18 protein-coding genes are annotated in these 15,290 nt (G+C 57.1%); 8 read left to right on the forward strand and 10 right to left on the reverse strand.

The features are described from left to right. Positions 1-39: 39 nt before the first annotated feature. From ppa to LIX91_RS23795, 3 genes are all read left to right on the forward strand, one after another. Complete coding sequence (gene ppa, locus LIX91_RS23785) at positions 40-567, forward strand: inorganic diphosphatase (protein ID WP_003317259.1); 528 nt, start codon at positions 40-42, stop codon at positions 565-567. A 355-nt stretch (positions 568-922) separates the two neighbouring features. Then, a complete protein-coding gene (locus LIX91_RS23790) occupies positions 923-1,654 on the forward strand; it encodes a helix-turn-helix transcriptional regulator (RefSeq protein ID WP_226489293.1) in 732 nt (243 codons plus the stop codon). Between the two features lie 408 nt (positions 1,655-2,062). Continuing rightward, positions 2,063-2,308, forward strand: a complete 246-nt coding sequence (locus LIX91_RS23795; protein ID WP_226489294.1) for a helix-turn-helix domain-containing protein — start codon at positions 2,063-2,065, stop codon at positions 2,306-2,308. Positions 2,309-2,339: 31 nt separating this feature from the next. Here LIX91_RS23795 and LIX91_RS23800 read toward each other — a convergent pair whose 3' ends face one another. The 10 genes from LIX91_RS23800 to LIX91_RS23845 form a co-directional block, all read right to left on the reverse strand. Next, entirely contained in the window at positions 2,340-3,383 is a 1,044-nt protein-coding gene (locus LIX91_RS23800; RefSeq protein WP_003414549.1) for a WavE lipopolysaccharide synthesis family protein, read from the reverse strand. A gap of 54 nt (positions 3,384-3,437) precedes the next feature. Continuing rightward, positions 3,438-4,043, reverse strand: coding sequence for a hypothetical protein (locus tag LIX91_RS23805; protein WP_046236091.1), 606 nt, complete (start codon positions 4,041-4,043; stop codon positions 3,438-3,440). After that, positions 4,040-5,815, reverse strand: a complete 1,776-nt coding sequence (locus tag LIX91_RS23810) for a hypothetical protein (RefSeq protein ID WP_226489295.1) — start codon at positions 5,813-5,815, stop codon at positions 4,040-4,042. The genes LIX91_RS23805 and LIX91_RS23810 overlap by 4 nt, the downstream gene beginning before the upstream one ends. A 2-nt stretch (positions 5,816-5,817) precedes the next feature. Further along, complete coding sequence (locus LIX91_RS23815; RefSeq protein ID WP_003317241.1) at positions 5,818-6,138, reverse strand: hypothetical protein; 321 nt, start codon at positions 6,136-6,138, stop codon at positions 5,818-5,820. Then, on the reverse strand, positions 6,135-6,866 hold the full coding sequence (locus tag LIX91_RS23820; protein ID WP_003414542.1) for a glycosyltransferase family 2 protein: 732 nt from the start codon (positions 6,864-6,866) through the stop codon (positions 6,135-6,137). Before LIX91_RS23820 ends, LIX91_RS23815 begins: the two co-directional genes overlap by 4 nt. Further along, positions 6,863-7,501: an HAD family hydrolase gene (locus LIX91_RS23825; RefSeq protein ID WP_003414540.1), complete on the reverse strand. Its 639-nt coding sequence runs from the start codon at positions 7,499-7,501 to the stop codon at positions 6,863-6,865. The genes LIX91_RS23820 and LIX91_RS23825 overlap by 4 nt, the downstream gene beginning before the upstream one ends. 7 nt (positions 7,502-7,508) lie before the next feature. Continuing rightward, positions 7,509-8,123 (reverse strand): phosphodiesterase, encoded by a 615-nt coding sequence (locus LIX91_RS23830; RefSeq protein WP_103696017.1) that lies wholly within the window; start codon positions 8,121-8,123, stop codon positions 7,509-7,511. Position 8,124: 1 nt separating this feature from the next. Further along, positions 8,125-8,886 carry a glycosyltransferase family 2 protein gene (locus LIX91_RS23835; RefSeq protein ID WP_103696018.1) on the reverse strand — a complete coding sequence of 254 codons (762 nt, stop codon included), beginning with the start codon at positions 8,884-8,886 and terminating at the stop codon, positions 8,125-8,127. 66 nt (positions 8,887-8,952) lie between these two features. Next, positions 8,953-9,657, reverse strand: a complete 705-nt coding sequence (locus LIX91_RS23840) for an ABC transporter ATP-binding protein (protein ID WP_003414533.1) — start codon at positions 9,655-9,657, stop codon at positions 8,953-8,955. Then, positions 9,654-10,430 (reverse strand): ABC transporter permease, encoded by a 777-nt coding sequence (locus LIX91_RS23845; RefSeq protein ID WP_226489300.1) that lies wholly within the window; start codon positions 10,428-10,430, stop codon positions 9,654-9,656. The genes LIX91_RS23840 and LIX91_RS23845 overlap by 4 nt, the downstream gene beginning before the upstream one ends. Before the next feature lie 306 nt (positions 10,431-10,736). Here LIX91_RS23845 and yghU point away from each other — a divergent pair, with 306 nt between their 5' ends. From yghU to LIX91_RS23870, 5 genes are all read left to right on the forward strand, one after another. Further along, complete coding sequence (gene yghU, locus LIX91_RS23850; protein WP_057458432.1) at positions 10,737-11,579, forward strand: glutathione-dependent disulfide-bond oxidoreductase; 843 nt, start codon at positions 10,737-10,739, stop codon at positions 11,577-11,579. 202 nt (positions 11,580-11,781) lie between these two features. After that, positions 11,782-12,798, forward strand: a complete 1,017-nt coding sequence (locus tag LIX91_RS23855; protein ID WP_226489296.1) for a YhcG family protein — start codon at positions 11,782-11,784, stop codon at positions 12,796-12,798. 79 nt (positions 12,799-12,877) lie between these two features. Further along, positions 12,878-14,044: a cystathionine beta-lyase gene (gene metC, locus LIX91_RS23860; protein WP_226489297.1), complete on the forward strand. Its 1,167-nt coding sequence runs from the start codon at positions 12,878-12,880 to the stop codon at positions 14,042-14,044. Positions 14,045-14,146: 102 nt separating this feature from the next. Then, positions 14,147-14,392, forward strand: coding sequence for an exodeoxyribonuclease VII small subunit (locus LIX91_RS23865; RefSeq protein WP_002551852.1), 246 nt, complete (start codon positions 14,147-14,149; stop codon positions 14,390-14,392). After that, positions 14,389-15,276, forward strand: coding sequence for a polyprenyl synthetase family protein (locus LIX91_RS23870; RefSeq protein WP_226489298.1), 888 nt, complete (start codon positions 14,389-14,391; stop codon positions 15,274-15,276). The genes LIX91_RS23865 and LIX91_RS23870 overlap by 4 nt, the downstream gene beginning before the upstream one ends. Positions 15,277-15,290: the final 14 nt, after the last annotated feature.

Raw genomic sequence — 15,290 nt, forward strand, 5'->3', positions numbered from 1 at the left:
CGCCACAATCTGTCTGTTCAACCAGGGGGGCAATGCCCAATGAGCTACAGCAAGATTCCGGCTGGTAAAGACCTGCCGAACGACATCTACGTCGCCATCGAAATCCCGGCCAACCACGCGCCGATCAAATACGAAATCGACAAAGATTCCGATTGCCTGTTCGTTGACCGTTTCATGGCCACCCCAATGTTCTACCCGGCCAACTACGGTTTCATCCCCAACACCCTGGCTGACGACGGCGACCCGCTGGACGTGCTGGTGGTAACCCCATACCCGGTTACCCCAGGTTCGGTTATCCGCGCACGCCCGGTCGGCATCCTGCACATGACTGACGACGGCGGCGGCGATGCCAAAGTTATCGCAGTGCCACACGACAAGCTGTCCCAGCTGTACGTCGATGTGAAAGAGTACACCGACCTGCCGCCGCTGCTGCTCGAGCAGATCAAGCACTTCTTCGAGAACTACAAGGATCTCGAAAAAGGCAAATGGGTGAAGATCGAAGGTTGGGGCAATGCTGACGCTGCCCGTGCCGAGATCACCAAATCGGTTGCAGCGTACAAAGGCTGATCATAGATTGGCGTTTCAGGGCACGCCACACCCGTGCCCTGAAACACGCTTCCCGCCCCTCCTCGCTGCACCTCCCCGCACACCTCGCTCGCTGAAACCCGATCCATCTTTTTTGCAGCACGCACGTTTAAAAATGCGCCCGGCTTTTAGACATTCAATGAACAGTTCGTTAATGCCCGTATAGCGGGGGTAAACGCGCAATACCTCGTTTAGCGCCAAAAGCGCTATTACGGAATCCACCTACACGACATTCATTCCATCCGTAGTCCGGATAGCCACGCCCACCCTGGGATAACGTCGACGTCAACACCTCGTTCATTTAAACGCCCCGGCGACGCCCGTAGACTTCGCCACTATGAATACATCAGGTGATCGACTCCGCATCCTCCTTCGGGAGTGCCATCTCACAGCGACTGATTTTGCCGCCAACCGCAAAATCACGCCGCAACACGTCAATAACTGGTTCAAGCGCGGCGTGCCCATGGCGCGGATTGACGAGGTGGCTGAACTGTTGACCGTCAACGCCCGCTGGCTGCGCACCGGCGAAGGCCCCAAACACCCTAACGAATGCGCCAATGAAAACACTGGCGGCGATACCCGCGTCATCATTCATCAGGCCAGAAACGTGTCGCGCGGCGACGTGGAAATCCAGATCTTCATGGAAGCGGAATCCACCCACGGCATCGGCAAGACCGTCCTCGCCGAAGCCCCCGGACAAAAAATCCGCCTGCCCCTGCAAGTCCTGCAGAACATGGGCATCGACCCGAAAAACTGCATGTGCGTCGCCATGGTCGGCAACAGCATGGCCGACAAGATACAGGACGGCTCGATCCTCGGCGTCGACCGCGAGCTGACCCAGGTCATCGACGGCGAAATCTACGCCCTGGAACACGGCGGCATCCTGCGCGTCCGCTACCTCTACCGCCTGCCCAACGGTGGCCTGCGCCTGCGCAGCCACAACGACGCCGAATACCCGGACGAACTGTTCAGCGCCGAAGACATCGACCGGGAGAAAATACGGATTCTGGGCTGGATATTCTGGTGGTCGACACTGAACAGCCGACGCAATGCCATGCTGCTGTTGTGAGGCGTTTACGGCTGAAAGGCATTCGGGCTGGGCATTGGGGGCGAAGTTCAGTATCCTGTTTGCCATCCAGAGCACCTGACGCAGTCATGCGATGCGGTGCTTGAACGGGGCATGTGATCCGTTTGCCCTGTTGCCTATTCGCGCTTCTTCAAGAGGCGCATCTGTTGAAGGCGATTGCGGTCTATCAAAAATAGATCAGAACCGCCTACGAGAAGCCGGCCACAAGCCGGCTTTTTAATGTCTACTGCTTTCTTCCTGCGGCCGGTCAGTGGATATCATCTGCTTGAGAAACCTCCAGCCAAGTCAGCCGCTGGTAGCACTTTGCTGGTTGTCCCGGTCGAAAACCCACTTTAGGATAATCCCAAGTCAGGTTTATTCAGGTAACCGGACTATTAGAGGGTTTGCCAAGTGAAAACCATCCATAACGCTCGCTATCAGGTGTTGCTTGATCTTTTGCTGGAAGCGCGCAACGCAGCCGGTATGACGCAAAAAGAATTAGCCGTCAGGCTAGGGCGGCCGCAGTCGTTTATATCGAAGACAGAGAATGCCGAGCGCAGGCTCGATGTCATTGAGTTCATGGATGTCTGCCGGGGGATCGGGACTGATCCGTACACGTTGCTCAGCAAGCTGGATGAACGCTTGCGTAACGCGTGACGTGTTTTCCACACCGGCCCACGCCCAGCCCTCAAACCCGATAAGACTCCGCATGCGCGACCTTCCTCAGCGTGCGCCAGTACGAGCGGATGCGCTTGGCAAGAGTCGGTGAGGTGCTGAACAGTACGATGGTCGCAAAGGACACCCACCAGCCGGGGCGCAGGCAGGTCAGCAGGTATTGATTGAGCCAGATGCGCGCGATCCTCAGCCTGTAGCCCTTAGGGTCGAGCCTTTGCAATTGCTCTATCGCAGAGGCTTTGTAGAGCGTCGTCAGTACGCGGCGGCTGGTCAGAAAGCGTTCCGGGAAGTCGACGCCAGCCTCGCAGTGGTTGATGACTCTGAAGTTGCGTCTCAAGACGTTGTCCCATAACTTCAGGTTGCTCAGCCCTACCTCGCAGGGTCGCGCAAGCCGGGCGTCGATGCCCTTCCTGTGCATGACACCCAGCATCAGTGCCTGTTCGCTGACCAGGCGCGCGGACGTGTAGCCAATGAAGTTGCCAAACGGGTTGCGAGACGGCCTGTCGTTGAAAAGCGCGTCCCTTTCGAACAGGGGTTGCTCCCACATGGCGAGCATCGCGTCGCGCGTGCCGAATTGAACCAGATCCGATATGTGGAACAACATCGGCAACCGTTCAGGGTCGCGAATATAAAGCGTTGTGGTGGTGATGGGTGTGTCGAACAGTTGTGTCTCGCCCGGCTCGGTATCATCAGACTGGCCTATGACAGCCAGTGCCGCGCTGGTCAGATTGTGGTCGGCGCGCATTTTCATGACATAGGGTCTTGAGGCGCTTTGAATACCGCATAACGTCGATCGCAGCATACGATTGATATTGATCTGATTACCGGCGTCATCGACGAAGGCACCCGGATCATCCGACATGACGATCTGGTCCGCCTTCACATCGGACGTATCTTCATGACGCCAGGTCGAAACGATGATTTCGGCATCTGGCAAGTGCGTCCGGATCGACGCGATGCAAGCGAAGATGTTTCGTTTGGAACTCAGGTTGCGATACAGGGGGCCCTGAATAACCACGCTGATTTTTCTGGAATCGACGGCCACAAGATGAGGCATGTGTTTAACCTTGTAATGAGAAGCGCCTGCTACCAACGGCTAGCGGCAGATCGGTCAATGGGATCTTGCAACACGCCGAAAGACGCGCAGAACAACACGCCGTATTCGACGCAGGATGCCCGCCAGCAATGGAAGACTTATCAGTACTCTCTCAAGACGAGTGACCATGAATAGCCTTCTAATCTGAACAGAACGGGCTGAGGCGGTTGTGCTTGCCGGTAAATTATTGAACGACGCATTGAGGGTTCGCGAATAAATGCCTAGATGCATGGCGGGCACCATGATCACCAAATTTCGCTTTCGCAGCCTGGCGCTCAGATAGTTGTAACGAGCAATTTTCTGGATGAAGTCCATGCAGGTAGCCGAGTCATGCTGGCCAAAATCAATCAGCACCCAGTCGCTTTCGACTTTATCCATGTGCTGGGCAATTCTGTTCGCCACAATGCCGCTCAGACCATTGTCGTGAAGAAAGTCTTCCAGGCTGAACTGGGCATGTTCCGCCGGCAGATCGCTGACGGGTAGTTCGGTCAGGTTGTAGCGGTCATCAATCACAAGCACGGGAACGGTCTTTCTGTGCTCGTGCTGAATGTGCGCCAGCTGACAGATCAACTGATGACTGGAGGGACTGGGGCTCAGATGGGAAACAACGAATACCTTCACTTCGCCCCCTGGATGTAGGACTTGAAAGGTGTGGAGTTGTAGACCGCCCTCACGGCAGCCCACAGGCTTTCAAAATAGAAGATTTTCCCGTTATTTCTGTACACACGAATCGCAGAAATCAGAATGCCGGGGAGCGAAAGAAGATTGTGGTGAAAGTAGTCATCCTGCTGGCGGACGAACCAGGTCTGCGTGCTGCGTTGACGCAACATATTGCGTACCTCACAGCTTTGCGTGATCAGTGTCTGTTTGGCCAGCACAGGGTCTGTGAGGAAGCGATTGACCAGATATTCCTGACGGGTTTCTGTCAATTGGTCGAACAGCATGAGCCTCTCGAAGTCGGCGAGAAATTCTCTGACTGCGTCGATATCATTTCTGAAGCTGGACTGCTGAGCCACGCGATCGATCAGTTCGACCCAGGCTCGAACAGAGATGCGCTCGAGACCGGTAGGAATGACAACTGTCGATGGATTGGCCAGGTATTTGTCCCCGAACTGTTGCAGTCTGGCCAATGCGGCCTCGGCAGACAGATTGAAAAGAGGTTTCTTTTGAAGCAGGGACACATAGCAAGGCCCGGACACCTCAAGGCGCCCGTTAGCCGATTCGACTGACCCCTTGCCACCCAACAGCGCCCGGGAGGTCACCGACTGAGTGATGCCAAAGGGATTGATACGGTTTGGAATACCTGCCCGGGACGCGCGTAGTGCATGCTCGATGTCTTCGTACTCCACCCAGTGCAGGGACTCGTCCAGCGGGCAGGCATTCCAGACATCCTTGCGACAAATGTAGAGGCTGCCTGTCGGGTAGCTGGCGTCGCTGTTGTAGCGCATCGGGCTGGCGAAACAGAACCCAGTCCGGTCGACGTCCGGGAATATTGACGGCGCTATGGACTGAGCATTACCGCTGGTGCGGTGCAGCCCCAGCAGACCCTGAGCGACTTCGTCCATGGCCATGCCGTAATCCGAATAGCGACGCGGGTGCATGCTGATTCGGTTATCGAAAAACATGCTTTGCAAGGTCATCAACGGATAGCGCGGGCCAAAGCGGCGGACAACTTCCCCGAAGTGTTTTGGCAGAAAGACGCGGTCGTGCAGGATCACCAGATTGCTGTGTCTGGCCTCCAGCGCGAGACGGTTTTTCTTCTTGCAGATCTGCACAGGCGGGGCAGTGATGTCCTCCCCCACGATGCGGACTTTGTCGAAATAGGCGAAATTACTTCCCGGTGTGCCGCACAGCAGTACCTCCTTGTGCGGGATGTCAATTTCCAGAATGCGCTTCACGACGGCATTGAGAACGGTGGCGTCGCCTGGACCGACAGGAATGCCGAAGGTCCAGCTGTCGAGATCGTCGTTCGATTCCGCAGTCAGCCTGGATACTTTCTTGTAAGTGACCGAGTTGGCCGAGCGCGCAATCACCTTGAGTGATCCCGCAAAGTAATCACGATCCAGATAACACTCGATAGGCGTGTCTTCGATAACCGTTATTTTTTCGCCAACATTCAGAAAGTGCGCACCGTCCCACAGCAGCAGGGGTGCCAGCGGTGAATCACTCTGGACACCATAAAAACAGTAGCTACCCGCCCCATACAGACACAACGGACGCTGTGCGGCATGCAGTTTCCTGATCACCCGTTCAGGCTTGCGGAACGGATGCGCGCGGAACGAGATGAAGCTGGAACACTCATGGGGCAGCAGTAGCCCCACCGGGAGGCTACGCAGACTACACGGTGAGATGTAACCGAGGCTTGGGTGATGCTGCAGATGGGTCGTTTTCATGGTCAGACGACGTACTTGTCAGCAAGCGCACCCGGCACCTTCACGACAACGGTGGTCGCATCGGTGAGCGCTTCGAACGCCGTGATGTCGCCCGGTTCCAGAACGATGATGTCGCCGGCATGCCAGACCTGATCCCGCATGTTGACCGACCCGGCAATGAGCACGGTTATCTCGGTGGCGACCTTGTGGTAATGAGCCGCTTCCTTTTCACCTGCCTTGTAGGTCTTGACCCCGACCTCACAGGACTCGGTACTGAAAACTGCAGGTTCGAATCCGCCCACGAACCAGCCTTTGACCATGTCTTCCAGTCTGGCCGTTTTCATCGCATTTCTCCTGCTTCGAAAGCGTGGAGCTGACTGTCGGTTTTCAATGGCCGGTACTGATTGGGTTCGATCCGGTAGGCGCCGATCCTCTTCTGCAACAGCACCAGCTCATTGAGGGCGGGGGCTATGTAGAAGTTGTCGTTGACCCTGGCGTCCTTGCGAATCATCTCCTTGGCCGCCGATACGAACAGCGAGCCGGACTTGAACCAGAACACACCTGCAATGGCGTTTGAGCTGATCGGATTTTTTTCGGCAGCTTCGATAACCCGGCAGTCGCTATCCAGGCGCGCGAATGAATAACGAGGGTGCAGAGAATTGAAGATGACCACTCCGGCATCCTCATGACTTTCCCGAAACGTGCTTACTACATCCTGCAACTCGATATCCAGAAAGTCGCTGACACTGAGAATCAGCAGTTCGTCATCGTTGTCGATTTCTTCACTCGCCAGAAGCGCCGTGCACGCCGCGCCGCGGGTGATGTTGTGAACCGGTAGAACACTGGCCGACGGGTGCATCTGCGGAACCATGTTGCGAAGGTGCAGCCGGGCGATATCGTGGTTCGAGAATGTGCAGATCATCCTGCGTGGCTGAAGTACCGCGCAGCTGTCTATCAGCGTATGAATCAGCGGCTTGCCGTTGTATTCACACAGGTAGTGCGGGTACTCGCCCTCGTCGTGCAGCGCCTCTGACTGCCTGCCGGTCAGAAGGATGATATTCAACGCGCTCACAGGACTGCCGCCTTGTCGAAGTTGATCTGTTCGACTTTGCCAAGAATGTTATTGAGGTTTACGTCGCATGTTTCAGCCACGACCAGAACATGTGCGCCCGAGTCTCTGGCGGCCTTGATGCCATTCTCGTTGTCCTCGACGATGAGGCATTCTTCAGGCCGAAGACCCAATTGGCTGATGGCCTTGGTATAGATGTCCGGCGCTGGCTTGGCATGCCTGACGTCTTCATTGGAGAGCCGCAGATCGAGGTATCGGTCAAGATCTGCCCTGTTCATCATGACCTCCACGGTGTTGCGAATGGAGTTGGACGCCACTGCCAGCTTGTAACCCAGTGTTTTCAGTGATGACAACGCGTACTGATGCACAAAGGTCGGTTTGCACTGGGCGTAAACGATCTCCATGGTGTACTGCTGCTTCATCTCGTTGATGAAGGCGTGCAACGCAACCGGCAGGTCGCGTTCGACACTCAGCATGTCGAGTTTGCGCGAAGTGGGCAGACCGTCGTAGGCGGTGAGGTGTTCGTGGCGACTGATGTTGTAACCGAACAGGCTGAGCGCTTTGTTCAATGCGTCGTAATGCCATTCTTTGGCGTCGATAAGGACACCGTCCATATCGAAAATCACTGCCTTGATCATGGTTGCCTCACGTGAAGAAAGTGGCTGCGTCTGCTGGAAGATCAGTGCACAGCGTCAAACGGTCCTGCGACCTGAACTCGAGCAATTGCTGCCACAGGGCGTCATGACCACGCCCGTGCAATTCGGGTGACACCACACAAATTCGCTTGCCCAGGGAAAGAAGATCGCCAATGACCTGGTTGGGGAACCACTCACCCTCAAAACCGTCAAGCCAGACGCCGGCTGCCTGTTCGAGCCAGGCTGGCGACGGCTCAACATCGCTGAGACGGGTGTAAGTGATGAGGTTGGCGTTGAGGTAACTGCGCATGTCCGGCACCGCCATATCAAAGGCGAACCAGTTGGTATGGCCGTAACGGGCGAAGGTTTCGGCGAGAGCCTGTGCCAGGCCATCCGCCTTGATGTTGATGGCCAGCGGCAGATTGCGGCCCGCCATGATGTCGAGCAGGCCATCCAGCGTCAGCTCGCCGCCCGCGGGCATGTCGTGGGAAATGACCAGTTGGCCCGCCACATCACGGACATCGGTTTCGGTGCCGAAGCCAAGGTCGAATGATCGATGAAAGGCTTCGGGCAGATTGCGCTCCGGCTTTTGCAGCCAATAGCCGCGATGGCTGATGATCTGCATGTCAGGCCTCTTTTCCCGAGGCTGCCTGCCTGCTCAGCGGCAACGACAGGAACTGGTTGAGGTCTGCCGGGATGCCCAGGCCATACATGCCATGACCTTCTGCACCAATGCTGTAATGAATGACCCTGGCGCCCTGCCCGATGAGCTCGTTGTAAACCGGTGCGACATAGAACTCGCCATTGACGCGAAGATCTTTCGCGACCATCGCCTCGATGGCCGATATCAGTTGACCTGCGCGGCGAAAGTTATAGATGCCGACAGTGGCCTCGTCAGAGATAACCTCTTTTTCCACCACACGGTCGATCAGGCCTGCTGCACTGAAGCCCACGAACGACCATTTCGGATCGTTGGCTTTCATGGTCATGATCAAACCCTCTGCATCGCTCTCGCTCATTGCCTGCAGATAGGCGTTTATATCCACATCGACGTACTGGTCGCTGTTGGCGATCATCACTTGCTGGCTGTCGTCGAGCAGGTGCCTCGCTGCATACACCGAGCACGCAGCGCCCCCGGTCAGGCCGCCGAGTTCGACGATCTCGCAGCCGGGCGCCCAGGTACTCAGTTTTTCCCTCAGCCCATAACGGGCGACCTGTTCCGCCTGACAGATAAAGATGAATCTGTGCGGGCACTCCGGCGTCAGGTTGTCGATCACGACCTTGATCATCGGTACACCATGTACAGGGATCAACGGTTTGGGATCGGTGTAGCCCGCAACCGCAAAGCGACTCCCGGCCCCGGCCATCGGAACGATAATTTGCAACATGGAAATACCTTTATGAATTGAGTGATGGCCAAGTTGATTGGAAGCATGGCATCGCGAAACAATGAATCAGTAATAACCGTGTTCGGTCATCCGGCCACGCTCGAGCGTCAAGTAACGCTGGCAAAACTCTTTACCTTCTTCTACTGCGTGGGTAACAAGAATCAAGGCCATCCCGTCATCCTGCATCATGCGAATTCGTTCGTGGCATTTGCGCTTGAAGTCTTCGTCACCTACCGCAAGTACTTCGTCAGCCAGTAACGTCTGAGGCTCGACATGAACGGCGACTGAGAAACCCAGCCTCATGTACATGCCTGACGAATAGTTCTTTACCGGCGTATCGATGAAGTTTCCCAAACCGGAAAAATCGACAATCTCGTTGAAGCGCGAACGCACTTCCTTGTTACTCAATCCAAACAGACTGGCATTGAGGTAGATGTTTTCCTCGCCGGTCAGCTCAGGGTGAAAGCCCACCCCTATTTCGATTAGCGGTGCCACCCGACCCACGCTGGTCAGCCGCCCACTGGTGGGCACAAGAATGCGTGAAACCAGTTGCAACAAGGTACTTTTACCTGAACCGTTATGCCCCACCAGTGCAAGCGACTCACCTTTGTGCAAGGTGAACGATACATCGCTGACTGCCGTGAATGTTTCGGCACGCTCACGGTATTGAGCGTCAAACAGCCCGAGAAACTTCTTCTTCAAACCACCCCTGTTGTGGCGTAGAACAAACTGTTTGGTGAGGTTCTCTGCCTTGATGACGACGCGACTCATAGATACTCCACCACGTTGTCCACCTTCCTGAACATCAACAGGCCCACAAGCAGCGACGCAGCGCCCATGAACACGCACAGCAGCAGATCACGGGTCTCCGGAACGACTCCGGCATGCAGAATGCTGGTGAACGTGTTGAAGTACAGGCCTATCGGGTTATAAGCCGCAATGCGGGCGATACCGTCGGGCAGCGATGAAGTCACCCATACGATGGGTGTGAGCCAGAACAACAAGGGTAGAAACACGTCGATGAAGTGCTTGGCATCCCGTACGGTGACCTGAATGACACTGAGTGCCAGACCAAAGCCCATGATCAATGCCATGAATGCGATCAGCACAATCGGATAAAACAACAGCGCACGCGAAAAGACACCACCGAGCATGGCAAATAGCGATGCATAGACGAGCATGCAGCCGGCCCAGAACACTACAATTGCCAGCGCCCCGGAAATGGGTAACAACAAACGTGGAAAACGCAACTTTCGAATGAGGTTGCCGTTATTGATCAGCCATTCCCCGCTTTGCGAAACAATTTGTGCCAGAAGCATCCAGTGGACAACACCTGTCACCAGGTGCAGCGCGAAGCGGTCCTGACTACTGGGCAGAATATAGGTGAACACGGTGTAATACGTGAGCGTTACAACCAGCGGATTACCCAACGACCAGACAAAGCCCAACGCTGCGCCCATGTAACGGATTTTTATTTCCTTGGAAACAAGATTGATGATCAGGTCACGCCACTTCATAACGCCCGGACTGCAAAAAGACGGCATACGGTATCCAGCTATTAATAGGTAAATCAGAGAGAGCGACTTTGACAACCAAGATCATGAATGGATAACCTTATGGCCTCACGTTGCGAACACATGTTCTCTTCTTTTACCCAGCTACAGCTATAGGATGCCGCCTTAGTTCCTGTAGGAATATTCTACAAGCTACCAACGGCAGCGAAATGCGCCCCTCGCCACACTCGTTCACGATCGCAAGGCACTTCCCTGCACGCGCGTTGATCTATAACGTCAATGGTCCTTTGCAACACGACCGCTCCAGCGATCACCCTTGAACAAGCGAGGCTTCTCATGACCCAAACGTCCTATACCCCGCCGAAGGTCTGGCAGCAGGAAACAAAAGCGGGCGGCACGTTCGCCAGCATCAACCGGCCCGTCGCCGGCCCCACGCACGACAAGGAGCTGCCGGTCGGCAAGCACCCGCTGCAGCTTTATTCGCTGGCCACCCCCAACGGTGTGAAGGTCACGATCATGCTCGAAGAGCTGCTGGCGCTCGGGCACAGCGGCGCGGAATACGATGCCTGGCTGATCCGCATCTCCGAGGGCGATCAGTTCTCCAGCGGCTTTGTCGAGATCAATCCCAATTCCAAGATCCCGGCATTGCTGGACCGAAGCCATGAAACACCTGTTCGGGTATTCGAGTCCGGATCCATCCTGCTGTACCTGGCAGAGAAGTTTTCCAGCTTCCTGCCCGCCGACCCGGCAGGCCGTACCGAAACGCTGAACTGGTTGTTCTGGCAGATGGGCGCTGCTCCTTATCTGGGTGGCGGTTTCGGGCATTTCTATGCCTACGCGCCCGAGAAACTCGAATACCCCATCAACCGCTTCGCGATGGAAGCCAAGCGCCAACTCGATGTGCTGAACCGTCGTCTGGGCGAGCACCGCTACCTGGCTGGCGACACCTACACGATTGCCGATATCGCGGTCTGGCCATGGTATGGCGCACTGGTGCAGAACAAGGTGTACTCGGCTGCCGAATTCCTATCGGTACACGAATACCCGCACCTGATTCGCTGGACAGAAGAAATCGCCGCACGTCCTGCCGTCATCAGAGGCCAGAAGGTCAACCGCACCTGGGGCGAAGAAGCCGATCAGGTTCCGGAGCGGCATCAGGCGTCCGATCTGGATAAATAAGGCACACGTCAAGTCCTTCGCGGACAGAAACCTGATGCTACAAACCCACAGGAAACTCTGGAACAGAACGTCCTGATCTGCACGTAAAGTAGCCGACCTTAGCCACCGCCCAAGGACGCGCCTTTATGAGCCGAACAACTGTTCTTCCAGACTTTCGCCTGCAATCGCCCATCAGGTTGCCACGCAGTGGAGTACTTTCAGTATGAGTACTCCCAACACACCGCATACGCCTGTACATGATCGTTTTGATGAAGTGCTCGCCATGATCCGGAGCGCTCGACAGCAGGCCGCACAAGCGGTGAACACCCAATTGATCGAGCTTTACTGGCAAGTCGGCGCTTACATCAGTCGCAAGCTTGAAAACGCTGAATGGGGTGACGCGGTGGTCACCCAGCTTGCCGAGCATCTGGCCACCACCCAGCCAGGACTGCGTGGTTTCACACGTCGTAATCTGTTTCGCATGCGCCAATTCTTTGAGGTCTACCGCGACGATGAGATAGTGTCAGCGGTGCTGACACAATTGCCTTGGACCCATCACCTGATCATCTTCAGTCAAAGCAAGCGCCCCGAAGAGCGTGAGTTTTATCTGCGTATGGCAATCAGGGAAAAGTGGTCCAGTCGCGAACTTGAGCGCCAATTCAAGAACGCTCTGTTCGAGCGCACTGTCACCCAGCCAGCCAAAGCCTCGGCGATGCTCAAGGAAACCCCGCCGGCCGCACTGGATATATTCCGTGATGCCTACATGGTGGAGTTTCTGGAGCTGCCACCGGGGCACGCCGAAGCGGACCTGCATGGCGGCTTGTTGAAACGCCTGAGGGACTTTCTGATTGAGCTAGGCCGCGATTTCTGTTTTGTCGGCTCCGAGTACGCGTTGCAGGTCGGCGGCCAGGACTTTGCTCTGGATCTGCTGTTTTTTCATCGAGGCCTCAACTGCCTCGTTGCCATTGAGCTCAAGGTCGGCCGCTTTGAGCCCGAATACCTCGGCAAGCTGGACTTTTACCTGGAAGCGCTGGACCGCAACGAACGCAAACCCCATGAAAACCCGGCCATTGGCGTCTTACTCTGCGCCAGCAAAAACGACGAAGTCGTCGAGTACGCTCTGAACCGCTCGCTTTCACCCGCGTTGATTGCCGAGTACCAGACCCGCCTGCCGGACAGACAGTTACTGCAAGCGAAACTGCATGAATTCTACGCGAGCGCTGTGTTGAACGATCAGTGATACCTGCCAGGCGCACGATGCATTACGCTTGCGGGTACCTGAGCCGCAGCCTGCAAGCCTTTTCCACCCGGAGCCTCCAATGCCGCAAGACAAAGACCCTCGTGCCCACACCGCCCTGTCGCAGAGCGGCCGCAGTGCCAGCAGCGGGCCCGGGATTGCGGTCAACCCACCCGTCGTGCGCCTCAGTACGGTGCTGTTCGACAGTCTGGAAAGCTTGCGGCAGGCGGAAATTCGCACAGCGGGGCCTGAGCGCTCGCTGACTTACGGCGCCAACGGCAACCCGACTGCGTTTGCCTTGCAGGACCTGATCTCCGAGCTCGAAGGCGCACACGGCACCTGCCTGTACCCGACCGGGCTGGCCGCAGTGGCGCAGATGTTTCAATCGTTTCTGCGTCCCGGCGATCATGCCCTGATCACCGAATCGGTCTATGGCCCTGTTCGGCGGCTGGCGAAAACCATGCTGACCGCCTTCGACATCCAGTTCGATTTCTACGCGGCCGACGGCAGTAACGTGGAATCGCTGATCAAGGCCAACACCCGGATGATCTATGCCGAGGTGCCCGGCTCGCTGACATTCGACATGTGTGACCTGCCTGCCCTGTCACAGCTGTGCAAAGCAAGGAATCTGCTACTGGCTGTGGATAACTCCTGGGGCTCGGGGGTTTTGTTCAAGCCGCTGGAGCTGGGCGCGGACATTTCGCTGATGGCCCTGACCAAGTACGTGGCCGGCCACTCCGACGTTATGATGGGCAGCGTCAGCACCACCGAAGCGCACTGGCATGCCCTGAAAACCATGAACACCGCCGTGGGCAATACCGTCAGCCCCGATGATGCCTATCTGGTGCTGCGTGGCGCCCGCAGTCTGGCGGCGCGCATGGCCATGCATGAGCGTCACGCGCTGCAGATCGCACAATGGCTGCACGCCCAGCCCCAGGTTGCCCGCGTGCTCTATCTTGCGTTGCCGGACGATCCGGGGCACGCGATCTGGAAGCGCGACTTCCATGGCTGCAACGGCTTGCTCAGTTTTGAATTCAATACCACCGACCGGCAGGTGCTGGATCGCTTTACCGGCGCGTTGAAACTGTTCGGCGTCGGCTACTCCTGGGGTGGGTTTGAAAGCCTCATCACGGAAGTCGAACAACACGGTCCCGAGCGCGGCGCAGGGCCGATGTTGCGGCTGCAGGTCGGCCTGGAAAGTCCGGAAGACCTGATCGCAGACCTGCGCAACGGGTTTGCCGCAGGTTGACCCCGGCAGGCGCTTGAAGAGCGCGGCTCCGTCGCCGCAATTTGCCCAGACGCCATCGCTCTGCTAGTGTCGCCCGGTTTAACCTCTACCGGAAATGCCCTCATGGCCCGCAAGAAAGCTGCACTGGATTTCGAACAGTCACTCGCTGATCTGCAAGCGCTGGTAGAGCGGTTGGAGAATGGCGAGTTGTCGCTGGAAGACTCCCTGACCGCCTTCGAGCAAGGTGTACGCCTTACCCGCGACTGCCAGAGCGCCCTCACCCAGGCCGAGCAGAAGGTTCAGGTATTGCTGGAACGCGATGGCGAGCTGAGCGAAGAGCCGTTCGACGATGCGGAACTCCCCGAATGATCGCGAGCTATCAAGCGCAAAGCCAGACTCGCGTCAACGCAGCACTCGACGGGCTGTTCAAGGCTCCGGGCCCTGAGCTCGAACGCCTCTACCAAGCCATGCGCTACAGCGTGATGAACGGCGGCAAGCGCGTGCGCCCGCTGCTCGCGTATGCCGCCTGCGAAGCACTGGGCGGTGTAGCCGAGGATGCCAACGGCGCCGCCTGTGCCGTTGAACTGATTCATGCCTACTCGCTGGTACATGACGATTTGCCGGCAATGGACGACGACGACCTGCGTCGCGGCCAGCCGACCACACACAAGGCCTTCGATGAAGCCTGCGCGATTCTCGCCGGTGACGGCCTGCAGAGCCTGGCCTTCACGGCCCTGCTCGCCCCCCACCTGACGTCACGCGATGCCGAGACGCGTCTGCAGATGGTCACCGCCCTCGCGACTGCGGCCGGACCGGCGGGCATGGTGGGTGGTCAGGCTATCGATCTGGGTTCAGTGGGGGTGAAGCTCGATCAGGTCGCGCTGGAATACATGCATCGCCACAAGACCGGTGCATTGATCGAAGCCAGCGTCCGGCTGGGCGCACTGGCCAGCGGTCACGCCGATCAGCCGCGGCTCGATGCTCTGCAGGTCTACGCGCGTGCAATCGGCCTGGCTTTTCAGGTTCAGGACGACATTCTCGATGTCGAAAGCGATACCGCGACCCTCGGCAAGCGCCAGGGTGCCGACATCGCCCGCGACAAGCCGACCTACCCGGCGCTGCTGGGCCTGGAAGCGGCCAAACACTACGCACTGGAACTGCGTGATCAGGCGCTTCTGGCGCTGAGCCCGTTCGATGCCGCCGCAGAGCCGCTGCGCCAGCTGGCGCTCTATATCGTCGAACGTCGCCACTGATCACTGTCACCCGA

It is taken from the genome of Pseudomonas sp. B20 (assembly GCF_020515755.1).
Classification (GTDB): Bacteria; Pseudomonadota; Gammaproteobacteria; order Pseudomonadales; family Pseudomonadaceae; genus Aquipseudomonas; species Aquipseudomonas syringae.

Coding starts and splice junctions, on each gene's coding strand:
- LIX91_RS23790 (WP_226489293.1), top strand. CDS start 923: ATGAATACATCAGGTGATCGACTCCGCATCCTCCTTCGGGAGTGCCAT.
- LIX91_RS23865 (WP_002551852.1), top strand. CDS start 14,147: ATGGCCCGCAAGAAAGCTGCACTGGATTTCGAACAGTCACTCGCTGAT.
- LIX91_RS23840 (WP_003414533.1), bottom strand. CDS start 9,657: ATGAGTCGCGTCGTCATCAAGGCAGAGAACCTCACCAAACAGTTTGTT.
- LIX91_RS23825 (WP_003414540.1), bottom strand. CDS start 7,501: ATGATCAAGGCAGTGATTTTCGATATGGACGGTGTCCTTATCGACGCC.
- LIX91_RS23830 (WP_103696017.1), bottom strand. CDS start 8,123: ATGCAGATCATCAGCCATCGCGGCTATTGGCTGCAAAAGCCGGAGCGC.
- LIX91_RS23835 (WP_103696018.1), bottom strand. CDS start 8,886: ATGTTGCAAATTATCGTTCCGATGGCCGGGGCCGGGAGTCGCTTTGCG.
- LIX91_RS23845 (WP_226489300.1), bottom strand. CDS start 10,430: ATGCCGTCTTTTTGCAGTCCGGGCGTTATGAAGTGGCGTGACCTGATC.
- LIX91_RS23855 (WP_226489296.1), top strand. CDS start 11,782: ATGAGTACTCCCAACACACCGCATACGCCTGTACATGATCGTTTTGAT.
- LIX91_RS23800 (WP_003414549.1), bottom strand. CDS start 3,383: ATGCCTCATCTTGTGGCCGTCGATTCCAGAAAAATCAGCGTGGTTATT.
- LIX91_RS23815 (WP_003317241.1), bottom strand. CDS start 6,138: ATGAAAACGGCCAGACTGGAAGACATGGTCAAAGGCTGGTTCGTGGGC.
- LIX91_RS23810 (WP_226489295.1), bottom strand. CDS start 5,815: ATGAAAACGACCCATCTGCAGCATCACCCAAGCCTCGGTTACATCTCA.
- ppa (WP_003317259.1), top strand. CDS start 40: ATGAGCTACAGCAAGATTCCGGCTGGTAAAGACCTGCCGAACGACATC.
- LIX91_RS23870 (WP_226489298.1), top strand. CDS start 14,389: ATGATCGCGAGCTATCAAGCGCAAAGCCAGACTCGCGTCAACGCAGCA.
- metC (WP_226489297.1), top strand. CDS start 12,878: ATGCCGCAAGACAAAGACCCTCGTGCCCACACCGCCCTGTCGCAGAGC.
- yghU (WP_057458432.1), top strand. CDS start 10,737: ATGACCCAAACGTCCTATACCCCGCCGAAGGTCTGGCAGCAGGAAACA.